The following is a 25252-nucleotide window of genomic DNA, read 5'->3' as shown; positions in this document are numbered from 1 at the left end:
ATGGCCGCAATCGAACTTCGGGGCCTGACCAAGGTCTATCCCGGTGGAGTGAAGGCGCTCGACTCGCTGGACCTGACCATCCCCGACGGCGAGTTCTTCGCCCTGCTCGGCCCCTCGGGCTGCGGGAAGACGACGCTGCTGCGTACCATCGCCGGTCTGGAGACCGCGACCGGCGGCGCGGTCGTCATCGGCGGCCGCGACGTGACCAGGGTGCAGCCGGGCGGCCGCGACGTCGCCATGGTCTTCCAGGACTACGCGCTGTTCCCGCACATGGACGTCACCGACAACATCGCCTACCCGCTGCGGATCAAGAAGGTCGCCAAGGCCGAGCGCCGGGCCAAGGCGGAGGAGGTGGCCGCCCGGCTGGGCCTGGAGAAGCTGATGGACCGGCGGCCCGGCCAGCTCTCCGGCGGCCAGCAGCAGCGCGTCGCGCTGGCGCGGGTGATGGCCACGCAGGCGCAGGCGTTCCTGTTCGACGAGCCGCTGTCCAACCTGGACGCCAGGCTCCGCCTGGAGGCGCGCACGTTCCTCAAGAAGCTCCAGCGCGAGCTGGGCGTCACCACCGTGTTCGTCACCCACGACCAGGCCGAGGCGCTGGCCATGGCCGACCGGATGGCGATCATGGAGGCGGGGCTCATCCGCCAGATCGGCACTCCTTCCGAGGTGTTCCAGCGGCCCGCCAACACCTTCGTCGCCGGATTCATCGGCTCGACTCCGATGAACCTGCTGGACGCCGTCGCCCGGGGTGACACCCTTGAGGTGGCCGGGTGCAAGGTGCCCGTCCCCGCCTCGGCGGAAGGACTCGTGGTCGACGGGGAGAAGCTCGTGTACGGCGTGCGCCCTGAATACATGACCTACCAGGCCGGAACCGTCGAGGGCGGCCTGAGCGGCAGCGTGGTCATCCTGGAGAACCTCGGCGCGTCCCACCTGGTGACCCTGGACGTCGGCGGCGTCACGGTGCAGGGCGTGGTGGCCGAGGGTGAGGAGCCCGCGCTGGGCGAGCAGGGCGCCGTGGTGCCCAGGAGCGACCGCGCGCTGGTCTACCGCGACGGTGAGCTGGTGGCCGCATGACCGTCATCAGGGGCCGCTGGAGCCTGGACGACCGGCTGGAGCGCATCCTGCGCGAGGTGCCGTTCGAGGTGCCGGCGGGCACCGCCGCCGTCACCGTCCGGCTGTCGTACGACCGTTCCCAGGGCGTGCTCGACCTGGGCTGCGCCGGGCCGGGCGGCTTCCGCGGCTGGTCCGGCGGGGCCCGCGACGAGTACACGATCACGCCCGGCTGGGCCACGCCCGGCTACCTGCCCGGCGAGCCCGAGACCGGCGAGTGGCAGGTGTGGCTGCGCCTGCACCGGATCCCGCCGCAGGGTCTCGACTACACGCTGGAGATCCGTACCGAGACCACGCCCCCGCCGCCGGAGGAGGAGGCCGAGCCGGCGCACGGCGAGCGGCCGCCGCGGCGCGACGTCCCCGACCTCGACGGCCTGCGCTGGTTCGCCGGCGACTTCCACGCCCACACCGTCCACAGCGACGGCCAGCTCACCATCGCCGAGCTGGCCGAGCTGGCCCACGGGCGCGGCCTGGACTTCCTGGCCGTCACCGACCACAACACGGTCAGCCACCACCCCGGGCTGGCCAAGACCGACCGGGGCATCGCGCTGCTGCCCGGCCAGGAGGTCACCACCGACCGCGGGCACGCCAACGTGTTCGGCGACGTCGGCTGGGTCGACTTCCGCGATCCGGCCGACTCCTGGGTTGCGCACGCCGAGCGCGCGGGCGGGCTCATCTCCATCAACCACCCGCTCGGCGGCGACTGCGCCTGGCTGCAGCCGCTCACCCGGCGGCCCAGGATCGCCGAGGTCTGGCACTCCGGCTGGTGGGACCGGCGCTGGGGCGCCCCCCTGGCCTGGGCCGACGCCTGGCATCCCGACCTGGTGGCGATCGGCGCCAGCGACTTCCACCGGCCCGGGGCCGACGGCCTGCCCGGCTCGCCCACCACCTGGGTGCTCGCCGAGGACACCGGCGCGGTGTTCGCCGCCGTCGCCGAGGGCCGCACCGCCATATCCGCGGGGCCCGACGCCCCCCTGCTGCTGCGCCTGGGCGACGAGCTGCTCGCCCTGGACGCCGACGGCCTCATCCTGGTACGCCCCGGCGGCGAGCGCCTGGTCATCCGCGGCGACAGGGTGCTGCTGCCCGCCGCGGAAGGACGGCACCGCCTGGAAACCTACGAGAACGAGGTGATGGCGCTATGCGCCTGATCAGTGTCGCCAACGCCCCCGTGAGCTTCGGCGTGTTCGAGCTGAGCGACGCGCCGCCGCCCCTGACCTCCGCCGAGATGGTCTCGGCCATCGCCGGCGCCGGCTACGAGGGCATCGACCTCGGCCCCATCGGCTATCTCGGCACCAAGGACGACCTGGCCGAGCGGCTGGACGGGCTGCTGCTCGCCGGCGGCTGGGCCGACCTGCGCTACGGCGACGCCGGCGAGTTCGGCAAGGGGCTGGACGCCCTGGACGCCACCCTGGAGGTGTTCGCCGCAGCCCCGCCCGCCCCGGACCATCTCAAACCCCGGCCGACGCTCGGCTGCTCCGGCTCGCCCGCGCGCTTCGCCCGCCCCGGCGGGAACGCTCCAGGGTTGGAGCCGGGGGAGTGGGCCGGATACGCCTCGCGCGTCCAGGAGGCGGTCCGGCGCTGCCGCGACGCCGGCTTCGAGCCCGCCTTCCACCACCACCTCGGCACCTACGTCGAGACCCCCGAGGACGTGGAGCGGCTGCTGGAGCTGACCGACGTGCAGCTCTGCCTCGACACCGGCCACCTGCTGCTGGCCGGGGGAGACCCGGTGACCGCGCTGCGCGACTGGTCGGGCCGGATCGGCCACGTGCACGTCAAGGACGGTGACCGGGCGATCCTGGCCCGCGCCCTGGACGACGGCGTGGACCTGCGCGAGCTGATGGGCCGGGGCGGCTTCGCCCCGCTCGGTGAGGGCGAGCTGGACCTGCCCGGCGTGGTGCGGGCGCTGGAGGAGACCGGTTACACCGGCTGGGTGATCATCGAGCAGGACACCCTGCCCGGCAGGCGGTCAGTTGCCCAGAACATCACCGATCAAGCCGCCAACCGCGAGAAGCTACGGGAACTCGGACTTTGACGTCACGCTGGAGGATCCAGTCTTGAAGATCGCCCTTGTCGGGTGCGGCGCCGTCACGCAGGCGGTGTACGCGCCGCTGCTGTCGCGCCGTCGCGACCTGTTCGAGGTGACGGCCGTCTGCGACCTGTCGCGGACGCTCGCCGACGCCGCCGGTGACCGGCTGGGCGCGCCCGGCCGGTACACCTCTCTCGACGCGATGCTGGAGGCGGGCGGCTTCGAGGCCGTGCTCGTGCTCGCCTCCGGCTCCCACGGCGACACCGTGCGCCGGGCGCTCGCGGCGGGTCACGCGGTGCTCTGCGAGAAGCCGCTGGCGCTGACCCGCGCCGAGGTGGCCGAGCTGCCGGAAGGCCGGCTCATGGTCGGCTACATGAAGCAGTACGACCCGGCCGTGCGCCGGGCCGGGAAGCTGCTGGCCGAGCTGGGCGGGCCGGACGCCATCAGGTCCGTCGAGGTGACCGTGCTGCACCCCAGCGGGGAGTCGCAGCTCGCCTTCGCCAACCTCACCCAGGCCCGCGACGTGCCCGCCGACCTGCTCACCACGCTGCGCGCCCGCGAGGAGGAGCTCGTGTCGCGGGCGCTCGGCGAGGAGGCGCCCGCGCCGGTCCGCGACCTGTACGCGATCGCGCTCGGGTCCGTCTGCCACGACCTGTCGCTGCTGCGCGGCTTCACCGGCTCGCCCGCGGAGATCGGGCACGTCGAGACGTGGGGGGAGGCGCCCGGATCCGTGGAGATCTCCGGGCGGCTCCCGGCCGCCGGGCGGTTCTCCATCCGGTGGCACTACCTGGAGGACTATCCCGCGTACCGGGAGACCGTGGTCATCCACCACGACGCCGGCTCGCTGGAGCTGGTCTTCCCCTCGCCCTACCTGATGAACGCGCCCACCGTTCTCACCGTGGTGTCCGGCGGCGAGAGCCGCGCCGAGTGGCGCGAGGTGACCGAGGCGTTCGAGGTCCAGCTGGCCGCCTTCCACGCCTTCGTCACCGACGGCACGCCGCCGCTCACCGACCGGGCCGGCGCGCTGGAGGACATCGTCACCGCCCAGCGCATCGCGGCCCGCTACGCCGTACAGCATGACCTGCCGATCGGAGGGGAAGCAGCGTGACCGCAGAGTTCGCCGGGGAGATCGTCGTCGTCCCGCACACCCACTGGGACCGGGAGTGGTACGAGCCGTTCCAGCGTTTCCGGCTGCGGCTGGTCGCGCTGATGGACGAGGTGCTCGACACCATGGAGCGCGAGCCCGGCTACCACTTCACCCTCGACGGGCAGCTCGCCTGCGTGGACGACTACCTGGAGGTGCGGCCGGAGAACCGCGACCGGGTGGCCGCCCTGGTCGAGTCCGGCCGGCTCGCGGTCGGGCCGTGGCAGATCCTGCTCGACGAGTTCCTCTGCTCGGGCGAGAACATCGTGCGCAACCTGGAGCTGGGCATGGCCAGGGCCGACAAGCTCGGCGGCGCCATGCCGGTCGGCTACCTGCCCGACATGTTCGGCCACACCGCGCAGATGCCGCAGATCCTGAGGCGGGCCGGGCTTCCCTACGCCTGCGTGTACCGAGGCGTGCCGTCGTCGGTGACCACCGACGCGTTCGCCTGGGTCGCCCCCGACGGCACCGCGATCCGCACCCAGTACCTGCCCGCGGGCGGCTACGGCAACGGCGCCCACCTGTTCGAGGACCCCGATCGGCTGGTCGAGCGCGGCGCCGCCTTCGTCGAGACCATGCGCCGCTGGCACGGGCCCGACGGGCCGCTGCTGGCCATGTACGGCACCGACCATTCAGCCCCGGTGCGCGGCCTGCCCGAGATGGTGAACGGGCTCGGCGCCCGCATGGACACCCTGTCCGGCTACGTCACCGCGCACCCGGCCGACGTGGAAGGGCTGCCCCGGGTGGCGGGTGAGCTGCGCTCGCACGCGCGGGCCAACATCCTGCCCGGCGTCATCTCCGTACGCGCGCACGTGAAGCAGGCCATGGGCCGCGCCGAGCGGATGGTCGAACGGTACGCCGAGCCGCTGGCCGCGCTCTGGGGCGCGGAGTGGCCCGGCCGGTTCCTCGACATGGCCTGGTGGCGGCTGGTCGACGCCAGCGGCCACGACTCGGTGACCGGCTGCGGCGTCGACGAGACCGCCCAGCAGGTGGCCGCCCGCATCGCCGAGGCCGAGCACCTCGGCCAGGCCGTGCGCGACATGGTCACCGCCCGGCTGTCCGCGTCCGTGCCGTCCGGCGGCATGCTCGTCGTCAACCCCACGCCCGCCGCCCGGCGCGGCGTGGTGCTGCTCGACCTGGCGGGCGAGGACCCGGTCGTCGACCCGGCCGGCGCCAGGGTGCCGATCCAGCCGCTGGAGTACGCGCCGACGCTGCTGCTCGACGAGGAGATGGACCCCGTCACGGCGCTCACCTTCGTCCACGGCACCGAGCTGTACGGGCAGCAGATCACCGGCTGGTCCGCCGAGGACGGCGTGCTGACGTTCACCGTCGCCCGCGAGTCGCGGCTGCCGTTCGACGTCGGCCAGGTGCGCGGCGCGCTCGCCGGGATCACCCGGGTACGCATCCTCGCCGAGCCGCGCCGCACCGTGGCCGCGCTCGTCGAGGCGCCGCCCCTCGGCCACACGAGCGTGCGGCCGGAGCGCGGCGGCGGCCACGCCAGCGACCTGCCCGCGTCGACCCTGCCGGTCGGGGCCGACGAGCGGGTGCTCGACAACGGGCTGCTCCGCGTCGAGGTGGACCGCGACGGCACCCTGACCCTGACCGGCGCCGGCGGCGTCACGCTCAGCGGCGCCGGGCGCATCGTCGACGGCGGCGACGTGGGCGACAGCTACAACTACGCGCCTCCGGCCGAGGACCGGTTCGTCTTCGAGCCGGAGTCGGTGCACGTGGAGATGGTGTGCGCCGGTCCGCTGGTGGCCGCGTACGACGTGTGGCGCACCTACCGGTGGCCCGCCGCAGGCGACGGGATCGAGGGCACGCCGGAGATCCCCGCGCGGTCCCGCACCGAGGCGACCGAGGAGATCGCCGTCCGCACCCGCGTCGAGCTGCGCGCGGGCGAGCCGTTCGTCCGGCTCAGCGTCGACTTCGACAACCGGTGCGCCGACCACCGGGTACGGCTGCACGTGCCGCTGCCCGAGCGGGCCGCCGAGTCGCACGCGGAAGGCCAGTTCGCGGTCGTCACCCGCGGCCTCAGAGCCGAGGCCGGCTGCGGCGAGGAGCCGCTGCCCACCTACCCGGCCTCCTCGTGGGTGGCCGCCGGGGGAGTGGCGGCGCTGCTGGAGCACGTCACCGAGTACGAACTGGTGGAGGACGGCGGGGAGCTGGCGCTCACGCTGCTGCGCTCCGTCGGCTACCTGTCACGCAACCGGCACGCGCTCCGGCCCGAGCCCGCGGGCCCCCAGCTGCCGACCCCGGCGGCGCAGTCGCGGGGGCTGCGGTCGGTGAGCCTCGCGCTCATGCCCTACAGCGGGACGTGGTCGGCGGTGCCCGGCGCGGCCGAGGTGTTCAGGCACGACCTGCTGACCGTGGCCGGATCGGGCGACCCGTCCCTGCCGCTGCCCGCCCCCGCCGCGGGGCTGTCGGTCACGGGCGACGGCGTGGTCATGACCTCGCTGCGGGCCCGTGAGGAGTGGAAGGAGCTCCGCGTGGTGGCCCTGTCGGACGACCCCGCGGAGGCTCTGGTCACGGGTGACTTCACCCGCGCCCGCCGCGCCGACCTGCGCGGCCGCCCGGGTGACGAGCTGGAGGTCACGGACGGCACGCTCCGCCTTCCGCTGGGCGCCTGGGAGATCGCCACCGTGCAACTGTCCTAGGACCGGTCGTCCCGGTCGGTCAGGCCGAGCTGGCCGGCGGCCTGGAGGGCCAGCCAGACCTCGGTGAAGGCGGTCGTCGAGGTGAGGTCGCGCCCCGTCAGCGACGCGAAGCGGCGCAGCCGGTACGCCAGCGTGTTGGGGTGGATGTGCAGGAGCGCCGCCGTGTCCTCGGCCCGGCGGTCGTGCTCCATCCAGGTGCGGACCGTGGCCAGGAGCTGTGAGCCGTGCGCGGCGTCGTACGCGATCACCTCGCCCAGGACGTGGTCCACCAGGGCGGCCAGGGTGTCGGCGTCGTCCGGCAGCCAGCGCCCGGTCGGGTCCCTGCCGTAGACGACCAGCGGCTGCCCGGACTCGGCCGCCCGGGTGGCCGCCCACTCGGCCTCGCGCCGAGCCACCCTGGTGGAGGCGCCGGGCGGGAACGGCCGGCTCATGCCCGCCCTGACGGCCGGCAGGCCGGTGACCGGCCCGGCCAGTGAGGGCGGGCCGAGCACGTACAGGTCGTCGCCCCGCCGCAGCATGAGGTGCGGGTGGTCGGCCAGCGCCCGCCGCAGGCCGACGTCATCGGCGCCGCGCACCACGACGAGCACCGCGTCGGTGTCGGTGGGCAGCCCCAGCCGGGCCAGGCGGCGGCGAGCGGTGGCCGGGTCGAGCAGGTCCTGCAGCAGCTCCGACAGCGTCTCGGCGCCCTCGCGGCGCAGCGTCTCCCGCTCGTGCCTGGCCATGGCCACCTGGAGCGCGGCCACGGTGGCGATGTGCTGGACCACGGCCAGCCCGGCCGGCCGGGCGCCCTCGCGCTCGAACGCCACCAGGAACCCCGCGGGCCCGCCGGGAGCCGGCACCGGCAGCACGAAACCGCCGGGGACGGTCGGCGGCGCCTCCGGCTCCGAAGGCAGCACGTCCAGCGACGGCGGCACCGGCACGCCGGGCAGCAGCGGACGCCCCTGCGGCGTGCACAGGAACACCTGGTAGCCGGAGAGCCGCTCCAGCCGCTTGAACAGCGTCGCCGTGTCGAGATCCTCGGACGCCAGCCAGCGCAGCGCCCCGAACACCTGGAGCTGCGCGCCCAGCCGGTGGCGGGCGTCCTCCTGCACCGCCGCGGCCACCTCCTGGGCGACGGCGATGAACGGCACCGCCAGCGGCACCTCCAGCACCGGCATGCCGCGCCGCTCCGCAGCCTCGAAGAACGCCCGGTGCAGCGGCGGCACGTGCAGCTGCGCCGACAGGGCCAGCGCCGACACGCCCGCGTCGTCCAGCCGCTCCAGGTATGCCCGCTGATCGGCGGCGGAACGGGGCACGCCGATGCCGGTCGTCATGATCACCTCGGCGCCGAGCAGCCACGGCGTCGGGTCGGCCAACTCGCTCACGTGCGCCCACGACACCGACCGGCCGAGCCCCGCCTCGCCCGCGAGCAGCCGCAGCTGCAGGGCGGGGGAGCGCAACAGGTCGAGCACCGTCACCTTGTGGTCCGCCACAACACCTACTGTAGGACTTCGTGACGCGGCCAATTGCCGCAGGTCAGAAGCGTGACATTGACTGTGCCCATGAATAAAGGCCCCGTCGACTCAGCCAGGGTCCCGCGTTTCGCCGGGCCCGCCACCTTCGCCCGGCTGCCTCGCCTCGACGAGGTCGGACGCGCGGACGTGGCGGTCGTGGGCGTGCCGTTCGACAGCGGCGTCTCGTACCGGCCTGGAGCGAGGTTCGGCCCCGCCGCGGTCCGCGAGGCGTCGCGGCTGCTGCGGCCCTACCACCCCGCGCTGGACGTCTCCCCGTTCGAACGCGCCCAGGTGGTGGACGCGGGAGACATCGTCGCCAACCCGTACCACATCGAGGAGGCGATCGAGAGCGTCGAGGCGGGGGCCGCCGCGCTGGACGCCCGGCTGGTGACGATCGGCGGCGACCACACGATCGCGCTGCCGCTGCTCCGCGACGCCGCCCGGCGCCACGGGCCGGTCGCTCTGCTGCACTTCGACGCCCACCTGGACACCTGGGACACCTACTTCGGCGCCGAGTACACGCACGGCACCCCGTTCCGGCGGGCCGTGGAGGAGGGGCTGCTCGACACCGAGGCGCTCAGCCACGTCGGCATCCGCGGCCCCCTGTACGGCAAGAAGGACCTCGACGAGGACCGGCGCCTCGGCTTCGGCATCGTCACCGCGGCCGACGTGCTGCGGCGCGGCGTCGACGAGGTGGTCGACGCGCTGCGCCAGCGCATCGGCGACCGCCCCCTGTACGTGTCGGTCGACATCGACGTGCTCGACCCGGCACACGCCCCCGGCACCGGCACCCCGGAGGCGGGCGGGCTCACCAGCCGCGAACTGCTGGAGATCCTGCGCGGCCTGGCCGGAGGGAACCTCATCGGCGCCGACGTGGTCGAGGTGGCGCCGGCCTACGACCACGCCGAGATCACCTCGGTGGCCGCCTCCCACGTCGCCTACGACCTCGTCAGCCTGCTGGCCCTCCAGGAGTACAAGTGAGCACCCCCATCACCGAGATCGAGACCCGCGGTGTCGACCGCATCCCCGACGCCGAACGCACCGCCCGCCCGCTGGACCTGTTCAGGGTCTCCTTCGGCGGCGCGAACACGTTCGCCACCTGCGTGCTCGGCGCCTTCCCCATCCTGTTCGGCCTGTCGTTCTGGCAGGGCTTCGCCGCGACCGTGCTCGGCCTGCTCGTCGGCGCGCTCATCCTGGCGCCGCTGTCGCTGTTCGGGCCGCTCAACGGCACCAACAACGCCGTCTCCTCCTCCGCCCACCTGGGCGTGCACGGCCGGATCGTCGGCTCGTTCCTGTCACTGCTGACGGCGATCGCGTTCTTCTCGATCTCCGTGTGGTCCTCGGGCGACGCGCTCGTGGGCGGCGCGCACCGGCTCGTCGGCCTGCCGCAGAACGACTTCATGTACGGGATCGCGTACGCGATCTTCGCGGGCCTGGTGCTCGTGGTGTGCGTGTACGGGTTCCGGTTCATGCTGTTCGTCAACAAGATCGCGGTCGTGGCGGCGTCGGCGCTGTTCGTGCTCGGCGTGTTCGCGTTCGCCGGCGACTTCGACCCGTCGTACGCGGGCATGCTGGCGCCCGGGGACCCGCTGTTCTGGCCGTCGTTCATCGGCGCGGCGCTGATCGTGCTGTCGAACCCGGTCTCGTTCGGCGCCTTCCTCGGCGACTGGTCGCGCTACATCCCGGCGGACACGCCGCGGCGGCGGGTGATGGCGGCCGCCTTCCTGGCGCAGGCGTCCACCATCCTGCCGTTCTTCTTCGGCCTGGCCACCGCGTCGATCATCGCCGGCAAGGCCGCCGAGTACATGGACCCGGCCGCGCCCAACTACGTCGGCGGCCTGCTGGCCATCGCGCCGACGTGGTACTTCGTGCCCGTCTGCCTGATCGCGCTGATCGGCGGCATGTCCACCGGCACCACCTCGATGTACGGCACGGGGCTGGACTTCGCCAGCGTGTTCGCCCGCTTCTCCCGGGTGCGGGCGACGCTGTTCATCGGCTCGCTGTCGATCGTGTTCGTCTTCGTCGGCCGCTTCGCGGCCAACCTCACGCAGAGCATCTCCACGTTCGCCACGCTGATCATCACGTGCACGGCGCCGTGGATGGTGATCATGATGCTCGGGTACGTGACACGCCGCGGCTGGTACGACCCCGAGGCGCTGCAGGTGTTCACCCGGCGGCAGCGGGGCGGGCGCTACTGGTTCAACCACGGCTGGAACTGGCGCGGCATCACCGCCTGGCTCGCCTCGGCGCTGCTTGCGCTGGCCTTCGTCAACCTGCCCGGCCAGTTCGTCGGGCCGCTCGGCGACCTGGCCGGCGGGGTGGACGTGTCGCTGCCGCTGGGCCTGGGCACGGCCGCGGTGCTCTACCTGGCGCTGCTGTGGGCCTTCCCCGAGCCGCGCGAGGTGTACGGCCCGCTCGGCCCGCGCTGGGTGCGGGCGGCCGACACGCCCGTGCCGCCGATCGTGCCCATCGCCGCCCCGGCGCCCGAGCCCCAGAGGCTCACCGGCGTGTGAGGATGGCCGTCATGGAGCTGGTCGACCTGTCGGTGCCGATCGTCACCGGGATGCCCGTCTACCCGGGTGATCCCGAGGTGACGATCGAGCCGGCACTCACCGCAGGCCGCGACGGGGTCAACGTCCTGGCCGTGCACCTGGGCTCGCAGTCCGGGACCCACGTGGACGCGCCGTTCCACCTGGACGACACCCTGCCCGACCTGGACGAGCTGCCGCTGGAGAGGTTCGTGGGGCCCGCCGTGACGGTCGACGCCCGGGGGCTCGCCCCAGGCGCGGCGATCGGGCCCGGCCTCTTCAGGGGCGAGCTGGGCCGGATCGTGCTCGTCGCCACCGGGTGGTCGGCCCACTGGGGGACTCCCGCGTACCTCGATCATCCGCACCTCACCGAGGAGGCGGCGCGGCTGCTCGTGGAGCGGGGCGTGCGGACCGTGGGGATCGACGCGCTGAGCGTCGATCCCACCCCGGCGGAGGACTTTCCCGCGCACCGGGTGCTGTGCGGGGCGCACGCGGTGATCGCCGAGAACCTCACCGGGCTCGGCCGGCTGCTGGACGCGCAGGCGGCCGGACGGGCCGTCGAGGTGTCGATGCTGCCGATCCGGCTCGCGGGCGCCGACGGGGCGCCGGTCAGGGCCGTGGCCCGGCTATCGGGTGCCCCATGAGTAGGTCTGCTTGCGCAGCTTCAGATAGACGAACGACTCCGTGGCCCGCACCGCCGGTATGGCACGGATCTTGCTGAGGATCTCCAGCAGGTGACGGTCGCCCTCGCACACCACCTCGACGATGACGTCGAAGGAGCCGGCGGTGAGCACCACGTAGTCGATCTCCTCTATCGCCGCCAGCTCGTCTGCCACGGACTCCAGGTCGCCCTCGCACGTGACGCCGATCATGGCCTGGCGCGGGAAGCCGAGCGTCAGCGGGTCGGTCACCGCGACGATCTGCATGACGCCGGCGTCCTGCAGGCGCTGGACGCGCTGGCGGACCGCCGCCTCCGACAGGCCGACGGCCTTGCCGATCGCGGCGTACGGTTTGCGCCCGTCGGACTGGAGCTGCTCGATGATCTGTTTGGACAGCTCGTCCAGCACGACCGGTCCGGATGCCGCGTCCTTGCTGCGGCGTACGCGCGGCGGCGTCGTCATGTCGAGGGATCCTCCAAGCGGTCCGGCATGTTACGGGGGCGTTCCCGCCGGGTTGCCGTCCTGGTGCGACATGCTTTCAGTTCTCGGCGGTCTGTCAAGCGAATTCGTAGCAATTTGATATCTTCACCACGAAATCCCTTGTTCAGATGCGGTTACTCTGTAAGAGTCGCGGCATCTCGCCCACCTGCGACATCAGTAAGCCATCTCACCAGGAGGTCATCCCTTGACCGTCCGTCTCCAGAACTTCGTCAACGGTGAGTTCGTGGACGCCAAGAGCGGCCGATTCTCCGACGTCATCGATCCTTGCACCGGCGAGGCCTACCTCCAGGCCCCGATCTCCGGCCCCGAGGACGTGGACGCCGCCTACGCGGCGGCCGCCGCCGCGTTCGAGTCGTGGGGCGCCACCACGCCGGGAGAGCGGTCGAACCTGCTGCTCAAGGTCGCCGACGCCATCGAGGCGCGGGCCGACGAGATCAACGAGGCGGAGTGCCGCAACACCGGCAAGCCGCGCGCCCGCATGGCCGAGGACGAGACGCCGGTGGCGGCCGACCACTTCCGCTTCTTCGCCGGTGCCGCCCGCACGCTTGAGGGCCCGACGGCCGGGGAGTTCCTCGCCGACCACACCAGCGTCATCAGGCACGAGCCGATCGGCGTGATCGGCCAGGTCACGCCGTGGAACTACCCGGTGATGATGGCGGTGTGGAAGATCGCCCCCGCGCTCGCGGCCGGCAACACCGTGGTGCTCAAGCCGTCCGACACCACCCCGGTCGCCACGCTCAAGCTCGCCGAGATCGTCGGCAGCGTGCTCCCGCCCGGCGTCTTCAACGTCATCACCGGCGACCGCGAGACCGGCGCCACGGTGGTGAGCCACCCGACCGCCGCGATGGTGGCGATCACCGGGTCGGTCGGCGCGGGCATGTCGGTGGCCAGGAGCGCGGCCGACGACCTGAAGCGGGTCCACCTGGAGCTCGGCGGCAAGGCCCCTGTCGTGATCTTCGAGGACGTGAAGGACCTGCGCAAGGCGGCCGAGGACATCGCCGTGGCCGGCTTCTACAACGCGGGCCAGGACTGCACCGCCGCCTGCCGGGTGCTCGTCCACGAGAGCGTGCACGACGAGTTCGTGGCCGCGCTGGCCGAGGCCGCCGCCGCCACGGTGACCGGCGACCTGTCCAACGAGGACGCGCTGTACGGCCCGCTCAACAACGAGACCCAGCTCGCCCGGGTGCAGGGCTTCATCGACCGCGTCCCCGCGCACGCCAAGGTGCTCACCGGCGGGCAGCGGGTCGGCGACCGGGGCTACTTCTTCGCCCCCACCGTCGTCGACGGCCTCAAGCAGGACGACGAGATGGTGCAGAACGAGGTGTTCGGCCCGGTCATCACCGTCCAGACGTTCACCGACGAGGCCGATGCGCTGGCCAAGGCCAACGACGTCAGGTACGGGCTCAGCAGCTCCGTGTGGACCTCCGACCACGGCCGCGCGATGCGGATGTCGAACAAGCTCGACTTCGGCGTGGTCTGGGTCAACACCCACATCCCGTTCGTCTCGGAGATGCCGCACGGCGGCTTCAAGCACTCCGGGTACGGCAAGGACCTGTCGGTGTTCGGCCTGCATGACTACACCAGGGTCAAGCACGTCATGCACTTCATCGGCGAATAGCCCGAAAAATCACGGTAAAGCACGCACAAAGGGAATCCCCCCGACATGGCCGATCAGAGTCCGATCGACACTCCAACTGACCGTGCGATCGAGCTGGAGGACGTCCTCAAGGAGTACGTCTCGCATGGCGAGGTCGTCCAGGCGGTCAAAGGCGTGACGCTGGACATCGCCGAGGGGGAGTTCTTCTCCCTCCTCGGCCCGTCCGGTTGCGGCAAGACCACCACCATGCGCATGATCGCCGGGTTCGAGGAGCCGTCGAAGGGCGTGATCCGGCTGCACGGCCGGGACGTCACCGACGTCCCGCCGAACAAGCGCGACGTGAACATGGTCTTCCAGTCCTATGCCCTGTTCCCGCACATGAGCGTGTGGGACAACGTGGCCTTCGGGCTGAAGCAGAAGAAGACGTCGCGCGAGGAGATCAAGCGGCGGGTCGGCGAGATGCTGGAGATCGTCGACCTGACCGGCCGCGAGAAGCGCCGCCCGCGCGAGATGTCCGGCGGCCAGCAGCAGCGCGTCGCGCTGGCCCGCGCGCTGGTCAACCGGCCGCGCGCGCTCCTGCTCGACGAGCCGCTCGGCGCGCTCGACCTCAAGCTCAGGCAGGCCATGCAGCTGGAGCTCAAGCGCATCCAGCGCGAGGTCGGCATCACGTTCGTGTACGTGACGCACGACCAGAACGAGGCGCTGACCATGAGCGACAGGATCGCCGTCATGAAGGACGGGCTAATCGAGCAGCTCGCCGGGCCGCGCGAGATCTACGAGCGGCCGGCGACCACCTTCGTGGCCGGCTTCATCGGCACCTCCAACCTGCTGACGGGCACCGCCACCGGCGGCGTGCTGAAGGTCGGCGAGGGCCGGGTGCTGGTGCCCGGCAAGGAGGGCGAGGTGTCGGTGACCGTACGGCCCGAGAAGATCACCCTCGCCAAGCAGGAGCCCTCGGGTGACGTGAGCGCCCTGCCCGGAACCGTCTCCGAGGTCGTCTACCTCGGGACCTACAACAGCTACGCCGTGCGGATCGCCGACGGGGACGAGATCACGGTGTTCGAGCAGAACGCGCACGACGCGACGGTCACGGCGGAGCGGGGCGACTCCGTCTGGCTGTCGTGGCAGGCGCAGCACTCATATGTGATGGGAAGTTGATAGCACGTCATGAACCGCCTGCATTCCCCCGCCCTGTACCGGGGCATGACCCAGCCCCGCACCCGCCGTGACGTCTTCCGGCTGGCCGGCCTGTCCGCCGCCGGGCTGGCCCTGGCCGCCTGTGGCGTCCAGGGGCAGAAGGCCGCTCCGCCGAAGGCCGACGCCGTCGCCGACTACTGGGCGAGCCAGAAGAAGAACGGCAAGGTCGTCTTCGCCAACTGGCCCGAGTACATGCCCGAGGACCACGGCCCGCTGAAGAAGTTCCAGCAGGAAACCGGGATCTCCTACGAGTACAAGGAGGTCATCAACGAGAACACGGAGTTCTTCGGCAAGGCCGACCCCGTGCTCCGCGCCGGCCAGCCGCTCGGCTACGACATCGTCGTCATGACCAACGGCATCCAGCTCCAGCACATGTTCGAGCTGGGCTACGCGGTCACGCTGGACCAGTCGAAGATGACGAACTTCCAGGCCAACGCCGCCGAGGCGTACAAGAACCGCGCCTACGACCCGGGCAACAAGTACACGATGCCGTTCGCCTCCGGGTTCACCGGGATCGCGTACAACACCAAGTACGTCAAGGACGACATCACGAGCATCCAGGCGATGTTCGACGCCAAGTACGAGGGCCGGGTCGGCATGATGGCCGACGCCCAGGAGATCGCCAACTTCGGCATGATCGCCCTCGGCGTCGACCCGGAGAAGTCGACCGAGGACGACTGGAAGAAGGCCGGGGAGAAGCTCCAGGCGCAGCGTGACGCCGGGATCGTGCGCAAGTACTACAACCAGGACTACATCGACGCCCTGTCACGCGGTGACATCTGGGTGTCGATGGCCTGGTCCGGCGACGTCTTCCAGCGGCAGCTCGCGGGCGAGCCGGTCAAGTTCGTGATCCCCGAAGAGGGCGGCACGATCTGGACCGACAACATGCTCATCCCGAAGGGCGCGGCCAACCCGGTCGACGCCATGATGCTGATGGACTTCCTCTACAAGCCGGAGATCGCCGCCGAGCTGGACGAGTTCATCCAGTTCGTCACCCCGGTGCCGGCCGTCCAGGAGCTGCTGCGCGAGAAGGCCGCGAGCGCGTCGGGCGACGACAAGAAGGCCCTGCTCGACATGGCCGAGAGCCCGCTGATGTTCCCGACCGAGGCCGACTACGCCAAGCTCCACAGCTACACGCCGCTCACCACGGCCCAGGAGCAGGTGTTCAACCCGATCTTCCAGTCCGTCACCCAGGCGTAGGCCATGAGGCGTCTCACCCCCTACCTGCTCGCGCTGCCGAGCTGGATGTGGCTGGCGATCTTCCTGGTGGTGCCGCTGGCGGCGATGGCGTCGGTGTCGCTGCAGACCGGGAACGTGATCGACGGCTTCGTCATGACGTTCAGCTTCGGCAACTACGGCGACGCCCTCGGCACCTACAGCACCCAGCTGGTCCGCTCGCTGGGCTACGGCGCGACGGCGACGGCGGCCATGCTGGTGATCGGCTATCCGGTCGCCTACTGGATCGCCTTCAAGGGCGGCAGCCGCAAGTCGGTCTACCTGTTCCTGCTGCTGCTGCCGTTCTTCGTGTCGTTCGTGCTGCGGACGATCTCGTGGGGCTTCCTGCTGGCCGACGACGGCATCGTGCTCGGCACGCTGAAGAGCTGGGGGGTGCTGTCCGCCGACTTCCACGTGCTGGCCACCTCGTTCGCGGTGATCGCGGGCCTGACGTACAACTGGCTGCCGTTCATGATCCTGCCGATCTACGTGTCGCTGGAGCGGGTGGACCCGCGCCTGGTGGAGGCCGCGCAGGACCTGTACGCGACACGCGGCACCGCCTTTCGCAAGGTGGTGCTGCCGCTGTCGCTGCCGGGCGTGTTCGCCGGGGTGCTGATGACGTTCGTGCCGGCCACGGCCGACCCGGTCAACGCCCAGGTGCTCGGCGGCACGGGCACCACCATGATCGGCAACATCATCCAGACCGAGTATCTGGTCAACAACGACTACCCGACGGCCTCGGCGCTGTCGTTCACGCTGATGGCGGTGCTGCTCGTGGGCATCTTCGTGTACGCCAGGGTGCTCGGCACCGAGAACGTCCTAGAGGCGGCGGCCCGATGAGGGGGGTGCGCGGGAGGTTCGGCGACCGGCTGCTGCACGCCTACACCTGGCTGATCATCCTGTGGCTGGTCGCGCCGATCGCCGTCATGATCGCGTTCGGCTTCAACGACAAGCAGAGCAAGTCGAACGCGACCTGGCAGGGCTTCACGCTCAAGTGGTACGGGGAGCTCTTCGCGATCCCCGACCTGAGCGACGCGCTGGTCAACTCGCTGCTCATCGCGGTGGCCAGCACGATCGTCACCGTGGTCATCGGCACCATGCTCGGGCTGGCCCTGGGCCGCCACCGGTTCCGCGGCCAGGGCACGACGAACTTCCTGGTGTTCGCCGCGATCTCCACGCCCGAGCTGGTCATGGGCGCCTCGCTGCTGTCGCTGTTCGTCTCGGCGAACGTGCCGAGGAACCAGATAACGATCACCATCGCGCACGTGCTGTTCTCGCTGGCGTTCGTGACCGTGACCGTGCGGGCCCGGGTGGTGAGCCTCGACCCGTCGCTCGAAGAGGCGGCCAAGGACCTCGGGGCGGGGCCGTGGGCCACGTTCCGGCAGGTCACGCTGCCGTCCATCATGCCCGGCGTGCTGGCCGGGGCGATGCTGGCCTTCGCACTGTCCATCGACGACTATGTGGTGACGAGCTTCGTCAACGGCTCCGAGCTCACCTTCCCGCTGTGGATCATCGCCTCGGTGAAGACGGGCATCCCGCCGCAGGTGAACGTCATGGGTACGCTGATCTTCGGCGTGGGCGTACTGATCGCGATCGTCAACGCGGTCGCGGCCCGGCGCCGTACCTGAAAGACCTCAGCCCCCCGCGGACCGCGCGGGGGGTTTCGACGCTGCCGGCAAAGAACAGGGAGGCGAGATCGGATTCCGGCGGGGGGAACCCGCGCGTGATCACCGTTTTGGTCCCGCAATTTTCGACTTTTGACATACACCGTAGGGAAGTGGGATTTGTGGATCCGCTGAAGGCGCTGGCTGACGCGGAGCGCAAGCCGTACTGGCTGGACAGCCCGGCCAGACCCGAGCCGCGACCGCGGCTCTCCGGACACACCACCGCCGACCTGGTCGTCGTCGGCGGCGGTTTCTCGGGCCTGTGGACGGCCCTGATGGCCAAGGAACGCGACCCCTCGCTGGACGTGGTGCTGCTTGAGGGGCGCAGGATCGGCTGGGCGGCCTCCGGCCGCAACGGCGGGTTCTGCCTGGCGACCCTCACGCACGGACTGCCCAACGGGCTGGAGCGCTGGCCGGACGAGATCGAGCGGCTGGAACGCATGGGCGTGGAGAACCTCGACGAGATCGAGGCGACGCTGCGGCGCCACGACATCGACTGCTCCTTCGAGCGCACCGGCGAGCTGAACGTCGCCACCGAGCAGTGGCAGCTCGACGCCCTGTACGAGCACCTCGACCTGATCGAGGAGCTCCGGCTGGACTACGTGCCGCTGGACCGGGAGCAGATCCGCGCCGAGATCGACTCGCCCACCTACCTGGGCGGGCTCTGGGACCGCAGCGGCTGCGCCATGCTCGACCCCGCCCGGCTGGCGTGGGGGCTGCGCGAGGCGTGCGTGCGGCTCGGGGTGCGGGTGCACGAACGCAGCCCGGTGCGCTCACTGGACGACGACGGCGCCTCGATCACCCTGCGCACCCCGCACGGCTCGGTCACCGCCGGCAGGGTCGCGCTCGGCACCGGGGTGTTCTCGCCGCTGCTGCGCCGGCTCAAGCACTTCGTGGTGCCGGTGTACGACTACGCGCTGATGACCGAGCCGCTCAGCGACGCCCAGCTCGGCGAGATCGGGTGGCGCAACCGGCAGGGCGTGGGCGACGGCGCCAACCAGTTCCACTACTACCGGCTCACCGACGACAACCGCATCCTGTGGGGCGGCTACGACGCCGTCTACTACAACGGCGGCCTGGTCAAGCCGGAGTACGAGCAGCGCGACGAGACCTTCGTCAAGCTGGCAGGCCACTTCTACGACACCTTCCCGCAGCTGTCCGACGTGCGCTTCACCCACCGGTGGGGCGGCGTGATCGACACCTGCAGCAGGTTCAGCGCGTTCTACGGGCAGGCGCACGGCGGGCGCCTGGCCTACGCGGTCGGCTACACCGGCATGGGCGTCGGCGCCACCCGGTTCGGCGCGAACGTCATGCTGGACCTGCTGTCGGGGCAGCGCACCGAGCGCACCGAGCTGCGCATGGTACGGGAGAAGCCGATGCCGTTCCCGCCCGAGCCGGTCCGCTCGGGCGTCATCCAGTTCACCCGCTGGTCGATCGCCAAGGCCGACGAGCACCAGGGCAAGCGCAACCTGTGGCTGCGCACGCTGGACCGGATGGGGCTGGGCTTCGACTCCTAGCGGCACGGGCCCGCGGCCGGCCCGGCCGCGGGCCCTTCCCGCCACACTGGAGAGATGAGAATCGAATTCGCCGCCGACGGCGTGCCGCTGGTGGGAGAGCTGCGGGTGCCCGACAGTACGGAGCCGTGCCCGGCCCTGGTCCTGACCGGCCCGTTCACCGGCGTGCGTGACCAGGTGACCGGGCTGTACGCGGAGCGGCTGGCCGCCCGAGGGTTCGTCACCCTGGCCTTCGACCACCGCAACTGGGGTGAGTCGGGCGGCGAGCCGCGCTGCCACGAGGACCCGCAGGGCAAGCTGCACGACCTGCGCGCGGCGGTGTCGTTCCTGCGCTCGCGGCCGGAGGCCGACGGGGAGCGGATCGGCGCCGTCGGCATCTGCCTGGGCGGCGGCTACGCGCTCAAGTTCGCCGCGTTCGACCCCCGGGTGAAGGCGTTCGCCGGGATCGCGGGCGCGTACAACAACCCGTACACGATGCGCGCGGGCATGGACTACCAGGCGGCCCTGGCCTCCTTCACCGCCGTGCTGGAGCGGCAGGACCAGGGCGGGCCGGTGGCGTACATCCCGGCGGTGGCCGAGGAGGGGGAGGCCGCCATGCCCGGCGCGGAGCCGTACGCCTACTACGGCACCGCCCGCTCGGCCTCCGCCCACTGGGCCAACCGGGTGACCAGCGCGAGCGTGCGCGAACTGATCACGATGGACAACATGATGGGCGCCGACTTCCTGTCGCCCAAACCGGCGCTCCTCGTGCACGGCGTGGCCGACCGGTTCTGCTCGCCCGAAGGCGCCGAGGAGGCGTTCAAGCGGCTGGACGAGCCGAAGAAGCTGGTCTGGCTGGACGCCAGGGAGCACATCGACCTGTACGACCGCGAGCCGTACGTGACGCAGGCCGTCGAGGCGACGGCGGAGTTCCTGCACGCGCATCTCTAGCCGGGCCGGCGTCCGAGGGCTCAGTGCGCGCGTACGAGATCCTCCTCCGGGATGACCTTGGGCACGCCGCGGAGCCCCACCAGCGCGAGCGCCGCCACGACCACCAGCATCGCCGACGTGGCGAGCGCGGTGACGTTCACCGCCTGCACGAACGCCTCCCGCGCCGCCAGCACGAGCTGACCCGCCTGCGCGGCGGGCAGCGACTCGGCCGTGGCCAGCGCCCCGGCGATCGACTCGCGCGCCGCCTCGCCCGGCACCCCGGCGGGCACCTCCAGGCGGCCGGCATAGGTGCTGTTCAGCACCGTGCCCAGGATCGCGATGCCGAGCGCGCCGCCCAGCTCGAACGAGGTCTCCGAGACCGCCGCCGCGGCGCCCGCCCGCTCCCTCGGCGCGGTGGCCAGCACGTTGTCGTTGTTGACGGTGAACGCCAGCCCGATGCCCATGCCGCCCACCACCATGGCGCACGCCATGACCGGGTAGCTGACCTCCAGGCCGATCGTGGAGTAGTAGAAGAACGCCACCGCGTTCAACAGCAGGCCGAGCGCCACCACCCCGTTCCTGCCGATGCGGTTCACCAGCGGGGCGGCCACCACGCCGCCGATCGCGCCGCTCAGCCCACCCGGCAGGCCCGCGAGCCCCGCCTGCAGCGGCGACCAGCCCAGCACGAGCTGGAAGTACCAGGCGAAGAACAGCGACATGGCCATCATCGTGAAGATCGCCAGCAGGTTGGTGCCGATCGACGCGGAGAACGCGCGCCGCCTGAACAGCCGCACGTCGATCAGCGGCTCGGCCAGCTTCGTCTGCCGCCAGACGAACACCAGCAGCCCGGCCACCCCGAGCACCCCGGTGACCTGCACGTCCACGTGCGCCAGGCCCTTGTCGGCCGCTTCCTTGACCGCGTAGACGACGGCCACGATGCCGGCGAACGACAGCGCCACGCTGATCAGGTCGATGCGCCCCGGCTCCGGGTTGCGCGACTCGGGCAGCACCCGTACGCCGACGACGACGATCAACGCCATGATCGGCAGGTTGATCAGGAACACCGAACCCCACCAGAAGTGGTCCAGCAGCAGCCCGCCGATCACCGGGCCGAGCGCGAACCCGGCCGCGCTCATCCCGCTCCAGACGCCGATGGCGGTGGTGCGCTCGGCCGGGTCGGTGAACACGTTCCTGATGATCGAGAGCGTGGACGGCATGATCGTCGCGCCCGCCACGCCCAGCAGGGCCCGCGCCACGATGAGCAGCTCGGGGTTCGGCGCGTACGCGGTCACGGCGGAGGCCGCGGCGAACGCGACCGCGCCGATCAGCAGCAGACGCTTGCGGCCGATCCGGTCGCCCACGTTGCCCATCGTGATGAGCAGGCCCGCCAGCGCGAACCCGTAGATGTCGCCGATCCACAGCAGCTGCGTGGAGGAGGCGCCGAGGTCGGCGACCAGCCGTGGCAGGGCGAGGTGCAGGACCGTGAGGTCCACGGACAGGAGGAGGGTGGCCAGGCAGCAGATCGCGAGTCCGGCCCATTTCTTCGTCATGCGGACCACGGTCGCGCCCGGCGCTGACCGCGTGCCTACCGACCGCTGACCGCCGCCAGCGCGGCGGCGATCCGCTCCCTCAGGTCGTTCACGCTGTACCAGCCCGCCGGGCACTCCTCGCGGGCCCGCTCCAGCCACGTGCGAGCGGCGGCCAGGTCGCCCACCGCCAGCGCCACCTCGCCCAGCCCGCAGTGCGCCCTGGCCAGGATGTCGGTCGAACCGACGCGGCGGGACAGCTCCGCCGCCCTCTCGTAGTCGGTACGCGCCCGCTCCGGATCGCCGGTACGGGCCAGCGCGTCGGCGCACCGGCACAGGCTCTCCGCGACGTCGGCCAGCGCGCCCAGTTGCCGCGCGACCTCCATGGCTTCCTTCGCCCTGGCCAGCGTGGTCACGTGGTCCTCCTGCTCGGCGGCCAGGTCGGCGAGGCCGGACAGCGCCAGCATGGTGCCCCAGCGCTCACCCATGGCGCGGAAGGCGGCCAGCGACCGCTCGAACTCCGCTCCGGCCCTTTCCGGCTCGCCCGACTCCTGCAGCATGAACCCGTACCCGCACCCGGTGAGCGCGGTCGACCACGGCGACATCGGCACCGCCGCGGTCAGCGCGCGCAGTTGCGAAGGCGTGGCCACCCCTTCCGGCGGGCCGGTGAACATGGCCAGCAGCAAGGTCAGGAACTCCAGCTTCGCCGGCATGTAGTCCGTCGGCAGGGAAGGACGCAGCCCTTCGAGCCGCTCGGCCAGCCAGTCATCGCCCACGCCGGTCCAGGCCGCGACGAGCACGCACATGGCGTACTCCTCCTTCAGGCCCTCCGGCGCGGCGTCGCCGACGCGTTCCAGCAGCTCCGCGGCGAGGGTCGTGCTGACCGTCCGGTGGCCGCGCATCCACCAGTAGCAGGCGCAGTAGGCCAGCAGCCGCAGCGCCGTCTCCAGCCGGCCCGACTCGGTCGCCCAGCGCACGGCGGCGTTGAGGTCGTCGCTCTCCGCGTCCAGGCGGGCGAGCCACTCCAACTGCTCGGCGCGGCGCAGGTGGTCGTCGGCGGTGATCGCGAGATCCAGGTAGTAGGCGGCGTGCGCCTCCCGCATCGTCTCGGCCTCGCCCGCCTCCGCCAGCCGCTCGGCGCAGAACGCGCGGATGGTCTCCAGCATCCGGTAGCGGCCGTCGACGGCCTCCACCAGCGACTTCTCCGCCAGCGAGAACAGCACCTCCTCGGGCAGCCCGCACACCCGCTCGGCCGCCTCCGCCGTCGCGCCGCCCGCGAACACCGTCAGCCGTCCGGCCATCCGCTGCTCGTCCTCGTCCAGCAGGTCCCAGCTCCACGCCACCACCGCGCGCAGGGTCTGGTGGCGCGGCAGCGCCGTCCTGCTGCCGCGCGCCAGCAGCCGGAACCGGTCGTCCAGCCGCGCCGCCACCTCCGCCACCGACAGCGTGCGCAGCCGGGCCGCCGCCAGCTCGATCGCCAGCGGCAGGCCGTCCAGGGCGTGGCAGATGCGGACCACCTGCTCGACGTTCTCGGGGGTGACCGCGAACGCGGGCCGCACCGCCGCCGCCCGGTCGGCGAACAGCCGTACCGCCGGGTAGTCGAGCGGGTCCCGCGCGTCGGGCGGCGGCAGCCGCAGCGGCGACACCGGCACCAGCGACTCGCCGGTGATGCCCAGCGCCTCCCTGCTCGTGGCCAGCACCCGCAGCCCCGGGCAGGACCCGAGCAGCGTGTCGGCCAGCCTCGCGGCCGCCTCCACCACGTGCTCGCTGTTGTCCAGGATGACCAGCAGCTCCCGGCCGGCGAGCGCGGTCACCAGCCGCTCCAGTGGCTCTGGCAGCTCCGGCCCGTGCCGGTCCCGGATCCCCAGCGCGGCCAGCACCGCCGGAGCCACCTCGGCATCCGCGGTCACCGGGGCGAGCTGCACCAGGCACACATCCCCGTCGGCCCGCTCCGCCACCTCCAGCGCCAGCCTCGTCTTCCCCGCCCCTCCGGCCCCCACCAACGTCACCAACCTGGACGCCGCCAGCTCCCTGCTGACCTGCCGCAGCTCCTCCCCCCTCCCCACAAAACTGCTCAGCTGCGCCCGCACCCCCACCTTGACCCCAGCCCCACCCGACCAGACCCCCCGCGAGGCGCCCCCACCCACGTCAGCGGCCCCACCACCCGGACCGCCCCAGACCTGGCCACCATCGGAGCCCTCCAGGCTCTCCCACGGGCCGCCCCCACCGCGCCCGGCTCCGCCCCCACCACGCTCGGCTCCGCGCCCGTCCAGCTGGTTGAAGCGGACGTCGTCTCCCCAGTCGGCTGCGGGACGCGCCGTATCGGGCCGGTGCTCGCGGTGAGTGCCACCGCTTCGGTCGTGCTGGGCGTCGGTGTGGGAGGTCTCCCACGGGCCGCTTCCGGCGTTCTCGGCTCCGCGCGCGTCCGCACTATCGTGCTCGCGGTGCCCGCCGCCGCTCGGAGCGTGATGGGTGCTGGTGTGGGGGGTTTCCCATGGGCCGCTCGCGGTGTGCTGGGCTCCGCGTGTGTCCGGTGGGGCGTTGTCTTGCTGGTAGGTGGTGGGATACGTCGTATCGCGGGGGCCGCTGCTCGGGTCGTGTTGGGTGCTGGCGTGGGAGGTCTCCCATGGGCCGCTTCCGGCGTGCTGGGATTCTCGCGCGTCCGCCGTATCGTGCTCGCCGCCGCTCTGGGGTCCGCGTGTGTCCGGTTGGGTGTCGTGTGAACGGGGGGTGATGGTCTGCGGACTTGTGGGGGTGAGGGGCGGTAGGGGGAGGGTGGCGAGGCCGAGGGCGGGGTCGGCGCGGAGGACCGCCAGGTGGGCTGCCGCGAGCTCGGGCCCCGGTTGGATGCCCAGCTGGTCGTCCAGGATGCGCCGGCCCTCGGCGTACGCGGTCAGGGCCTCCGCCTGACGGCCGCTCCCGTACAGGGCACGCATGAGCTGGGCGCGCAGCCGCTCGCGGAGTGGATGGTCGGCGACGAGCCGGCGCAGCTCGGCGGCCAGCTCGCGATGCCGGCCCAGCTCCAGATCCGCCTGCGCCCGATCCTCGATCGCCGTGAGGCGCAGCTCGGACAGCCGGGCCGCCGACGCGCCGGCGTGCGGCGCGTCGGCCAGGGGCGCGCCCCGCCACAGCTCCAGCCCTTCGCGCAGCAGCGCCGACGCCCGCCCCGCGTCGCCGGACCCCAGCGCCCGCCGCCCCTCGGCGGCCAGCCACTCGAACCGGCTCGCGTCCACGTCCATCGGATCGGCCACCAGCCGGTAGCCCGCCGGATGGAACTCGACCCGGTCCCGCCCCAGCGCCCTGCGCAGCCGTGACACCTGCGACTGCAGCGCGTTCGCCACCCCCTCGGGCGGCTCCTCCCCGTACAGCCCGTCGACGAGCTGGTCGGCCCCCACCACCCGCCCGGGCTCCAGCGCGAGCAGTGCGAGCAGCGCACGCACCCGGGGACCGCCGACCGGGATCCCGGTCCCGTCGTCACCCAGCACCTCGGTGGGGCCGAGGATCTCGAAGCGCATGCC

19 protein-coding genes are annotated in these 25252 nt (G+C 72.0%); 15 read left to right on the top strand and 4 right to left on the bottom strand.

Annotated features, from left to right (window positions below; genetic code table 11):
- From ACIBF7_RS24970 to ACIBF7_RS24950, 5 genes are read left to right on the top strand one after another with little or no spacing between them, the layout of a single operon-like run.
- On the top strand, positions 1 to 1071 hold the full coding sequence (locus ACIBF7_RS24970; RefSeq protein ID WP_364226640.1) for an ABC transporter ATP-binding protein: 1071 nt from the start codon (positions 1 to 3) through the stop codon (positions 1069 to 1071).
- A complete protein-coding gene (locus ACIBF7_RS24965) occupies positions 1068 to 2255 on the top strand; it encodes a CehA/McbA family metallohydrolase (RefSeq protein WP_187281340.1) in 1188 nt (395 codons plus the stop codon). The genes ACIBF7_RS24970 and ACIBF7_RS24965 overlap by 4 nt, the downstream gene beginning before the upstream one ends.
- Positions 2246 to 3139: a TIM barrel protein gene (locus ACIBF7_RS24960; RefSeq protein ID WP_397198292.1), complete on the top strand. Its 894-nt coding sequence runs from the start codon at positions 2246 to 2248 to the stop codon at positions 3137 to 3139. The genes ACIBF7_RS24965 and ACIBF7_RS24960 overlap by 10 nt, the downstream gene beginning before the upstream one ends.
- A gap of 22 nt (positions 3140 to 3161) precedes the next feature.
- Positions 3162 to 4241: a Gfo/Idh/MocA family protein gene (locus ACIBF7_RS24955; protein WP_397198291.1), complete on the top strand. Its 1080-nt coding sequence runs from the start codon at positions 3162 to 3164 to the stop codon at positions 4239 to 4241.
- The gene (locus tag ACIBF7_RS24950) at positions 4238 to 6931 is read left to right on the top strand and encodes an alpha-mannosidase (protein WP_397198290.1); all 2694 of its coding nucleotides are present in this window, start codon (positions 4238 to 4240) and stop codon (positions 6929 to 6931) included. Before ACIBF7_RS24955 ends, ACIBF7_RS24950 begins: the two co-directional genes overlap by 4 nt.
- Here the strand turns inward: ACIBF7_RS24950 and ACIBF7_RS24945 are convergent.
- Complete coding sequence (locus tag ACIBF7_RS24945) at positions 6928 to 8403, bottom strand: PucR family transcriptional regulator (protein ID WP_271274970.1); 1476 nt, start codon at positions 8401 to 8403, stop codon at positions 6928 to 6930. The two genes, ACIBF7_RS24950 and ACIBF7_RS24945, sit on opposite strands and share 4 nt — an antisense overlap.
- Before the next feature lie 69 nt (positions 8404 to 8472).
- Between ACIBF7_RS24945 and speB the strand changes: the two genes are divergently transcribed.
- Genes speB through ACIBF7_RS24930 form a run of 3 tightly spaced genes read left to right on the top strand, consistent with a single transcriptional unit; the run spans position 8473 to position 11596 of the window.
- Positions 8473 to 9405, top strand: coding sequence for an agmatinase (gene speB, locus ACIBF7_RS24940; protein WP_397198289.1), 933 nt, complete (start codon positions 8473 to 8475; stop codon positions 9403 to 9405).
- Positions 9402 to 10937 carry a purine-cytosine permease family protein gene (locus ACIBF7_RS24935; protein ID WP_397198288.1) on the top strand — a complete coding sequence of 512 codons (1536 nt, stop codon included), beginning with the start codon at positions 9402 to 9404 and terminating at the stop codon, positions 10935 to 10937. The genes speB and ACIBF7_RS24935 overlap by 4 nt, the downstream gene beginning before the upstream one ends.
- A gap of 11 nt (positions 10938 to 10948) precedes the next feature.
- Positions 10949 to 11596, top strand: coding sequence for a cyclase family protein (locus ACIBF7_RS24930; protein WP_397198287.1), 648 nt, complete (start codon positions 10949 to 10951; stop codon positions 11594 to 11596).
- Here the strand turns inward: ACIBF7_RS24930 and ACIBF7_RS24925 are convergent.
- A complete protein-coding gene (locus tag ACIBF7_RS24925) occupies positions 11579 to 12073 on the bottom strand; it encodes an Lrp/AsnC family transcriptional regulator (protein ID WP_148033742.1) in 495 nt (164 codons plus the stop codon). The genes ACIBF7_RS24930 and ACIBF7_RS24925 overlap by 18 nt on opposite strands.
- Before the next feature lie 223 nt (positions 12074 to 12296).
- On the opposite strand from ACIBF7_RS24925, the gene ACIBF7_RS24920 reads away from it, so the two are divergent.
- The 7 genes from ACIBF7_RS24920 to ACIBF7_RS24890 all read left to right on the top strand — a co-directional run bounded on the left by ACIBF7_RS24920 (position 12297) and on the right by ACIBF7_RS24890 (position 20229).
- Positions 12297 to 13730 carry a gamma-aminobutyraldehyde dehydrogenase gene (locus ACIBF7_RS24920; protein WP_148033741.1) on the top strand — a complete coding sequence of 478 codons (1434 nt, stop codon included), beginning with the start codon at positions 12297 to 12299 and terminating at the stop codon, positions 13728 to 13730.
- Positions 13731 to 13775: 45 nt separating this feature from the next.
- Positions 13776 to 14867, top strand: coding sequence for an ABC transporter ATP-binding protein (locus tag ACIBF7_RS24915; protein WP_148033740.1), 1092 nt, complete (start codon positions 13776 to 13778; stop codon positions 14865 to 14867).
- Positions 14868 to 14876: 9 nt separating this feature from the next.
- Positions 14877 to 16106 carry a PotD/PotF family extracellular solute-binding protein gene (locus ACIBF7_RS24910; protein WP_148033739.1) on the top strand — a complete coding sequence of 410 codons (1230 nt, stop codon included), beginning with the start codon at positions 14877 to 14879 and terminating at the stop codon, positions 16104 to 16106.
- A 3-nt stretch (positions 16107 to 16109) separates the two neighbouring features.
- Entirely contained in the window at positions 16110 to 16961 is an 852-nt protein-coding gene (locus tag ACIBF7_RS24905; protein WP_148033738.1) for an ABC transporter permease, read from the top strand.
- On the top strand, positions 16958 to 17749 hold the full coding sequence (locus ACIBF7_RS24900) for an ABC transporter permease (RefSeq protein WP_148033737.1): 792 nt from the start codon (positions 16958 to 16960) through the stop codon (positions 17747 to 17749). The genes ACIBF7_RS24905 and ACIBF7_RS24900 overlap by 4 nt, the downstream gene beginning before the upstream one ends.
- Positions 17750 to 17907: 158 nt before the next feature.
- A complete protein-coding gene (locus ACIBF7_RS24895; RefSeq protein WP_148034870.1) occupies positions 17908 to 19302 on the top strand; it encodes an FAD-binding oxidoreductase in 1395 nt (464 codons plus the stop codon).
- Positions 19303 to 19356: 54 nt separating this feature from the next.
- Positions 19357 to 20229 carry an alpha/beta hydrolase gene (locus tag ACIBF7_RS24890; protein WP_397198286.1) on the top strand — a complete coding sequence of 291 codons (873 nt, stop codon included), beginning with the start codon at positions 19357 to 19359 and terminating at the stop codon, positions 20227 to 20229.
- Between the two features lie 20 nt (positions 20230 to 20249).
- On the opposite strand, the gene ACIBF7_RS24885 is transcribed toward ACIBF7_RS24890, so the two are convergent.
- Positions 20250 to 21758, bottom strand: coding sequence for an MFS transporter (locus ACIBF7_RS24885; RefSeq protein WP_148033735.1), 1509 nt, complete (start codon positions 21756 to 21758; stop codon positions 20250 to 20252).
- Positions 21759 to 21793: 35 nt separating this feature from the next.
- Positions 21794 to 25249 carry an AfsR/SARP family transcriptional regulator gene (locus tag ACIBF7_RS24880; RefSeq protein ID WP_397198285.1) on the bottom strand — a complete coding sequence of 1152 codons (3456 nt, stop codon included), beginning with the start codon at positions 25247 to 25249 and terminating at the stop codon, positions 21794 to 21796.
- Positions 25250 to 25252: the final 3 nt, after the last annotated feature.

Origin of the sequence: Nonomuraea sp. NPDC050478 (assembly GCF_044458265.1) — a bacterium.
GTDB classification, from domain to species: Bacteria; Actinomycetota; Actinomycetes; order Streptosporangiales; family Streptosporangiaceae; genus Nonomuraea; species Nonomuraea ferruginea.
This window is presented reverse-complemented; position numbering and strand designations above follow the sequence as displayed.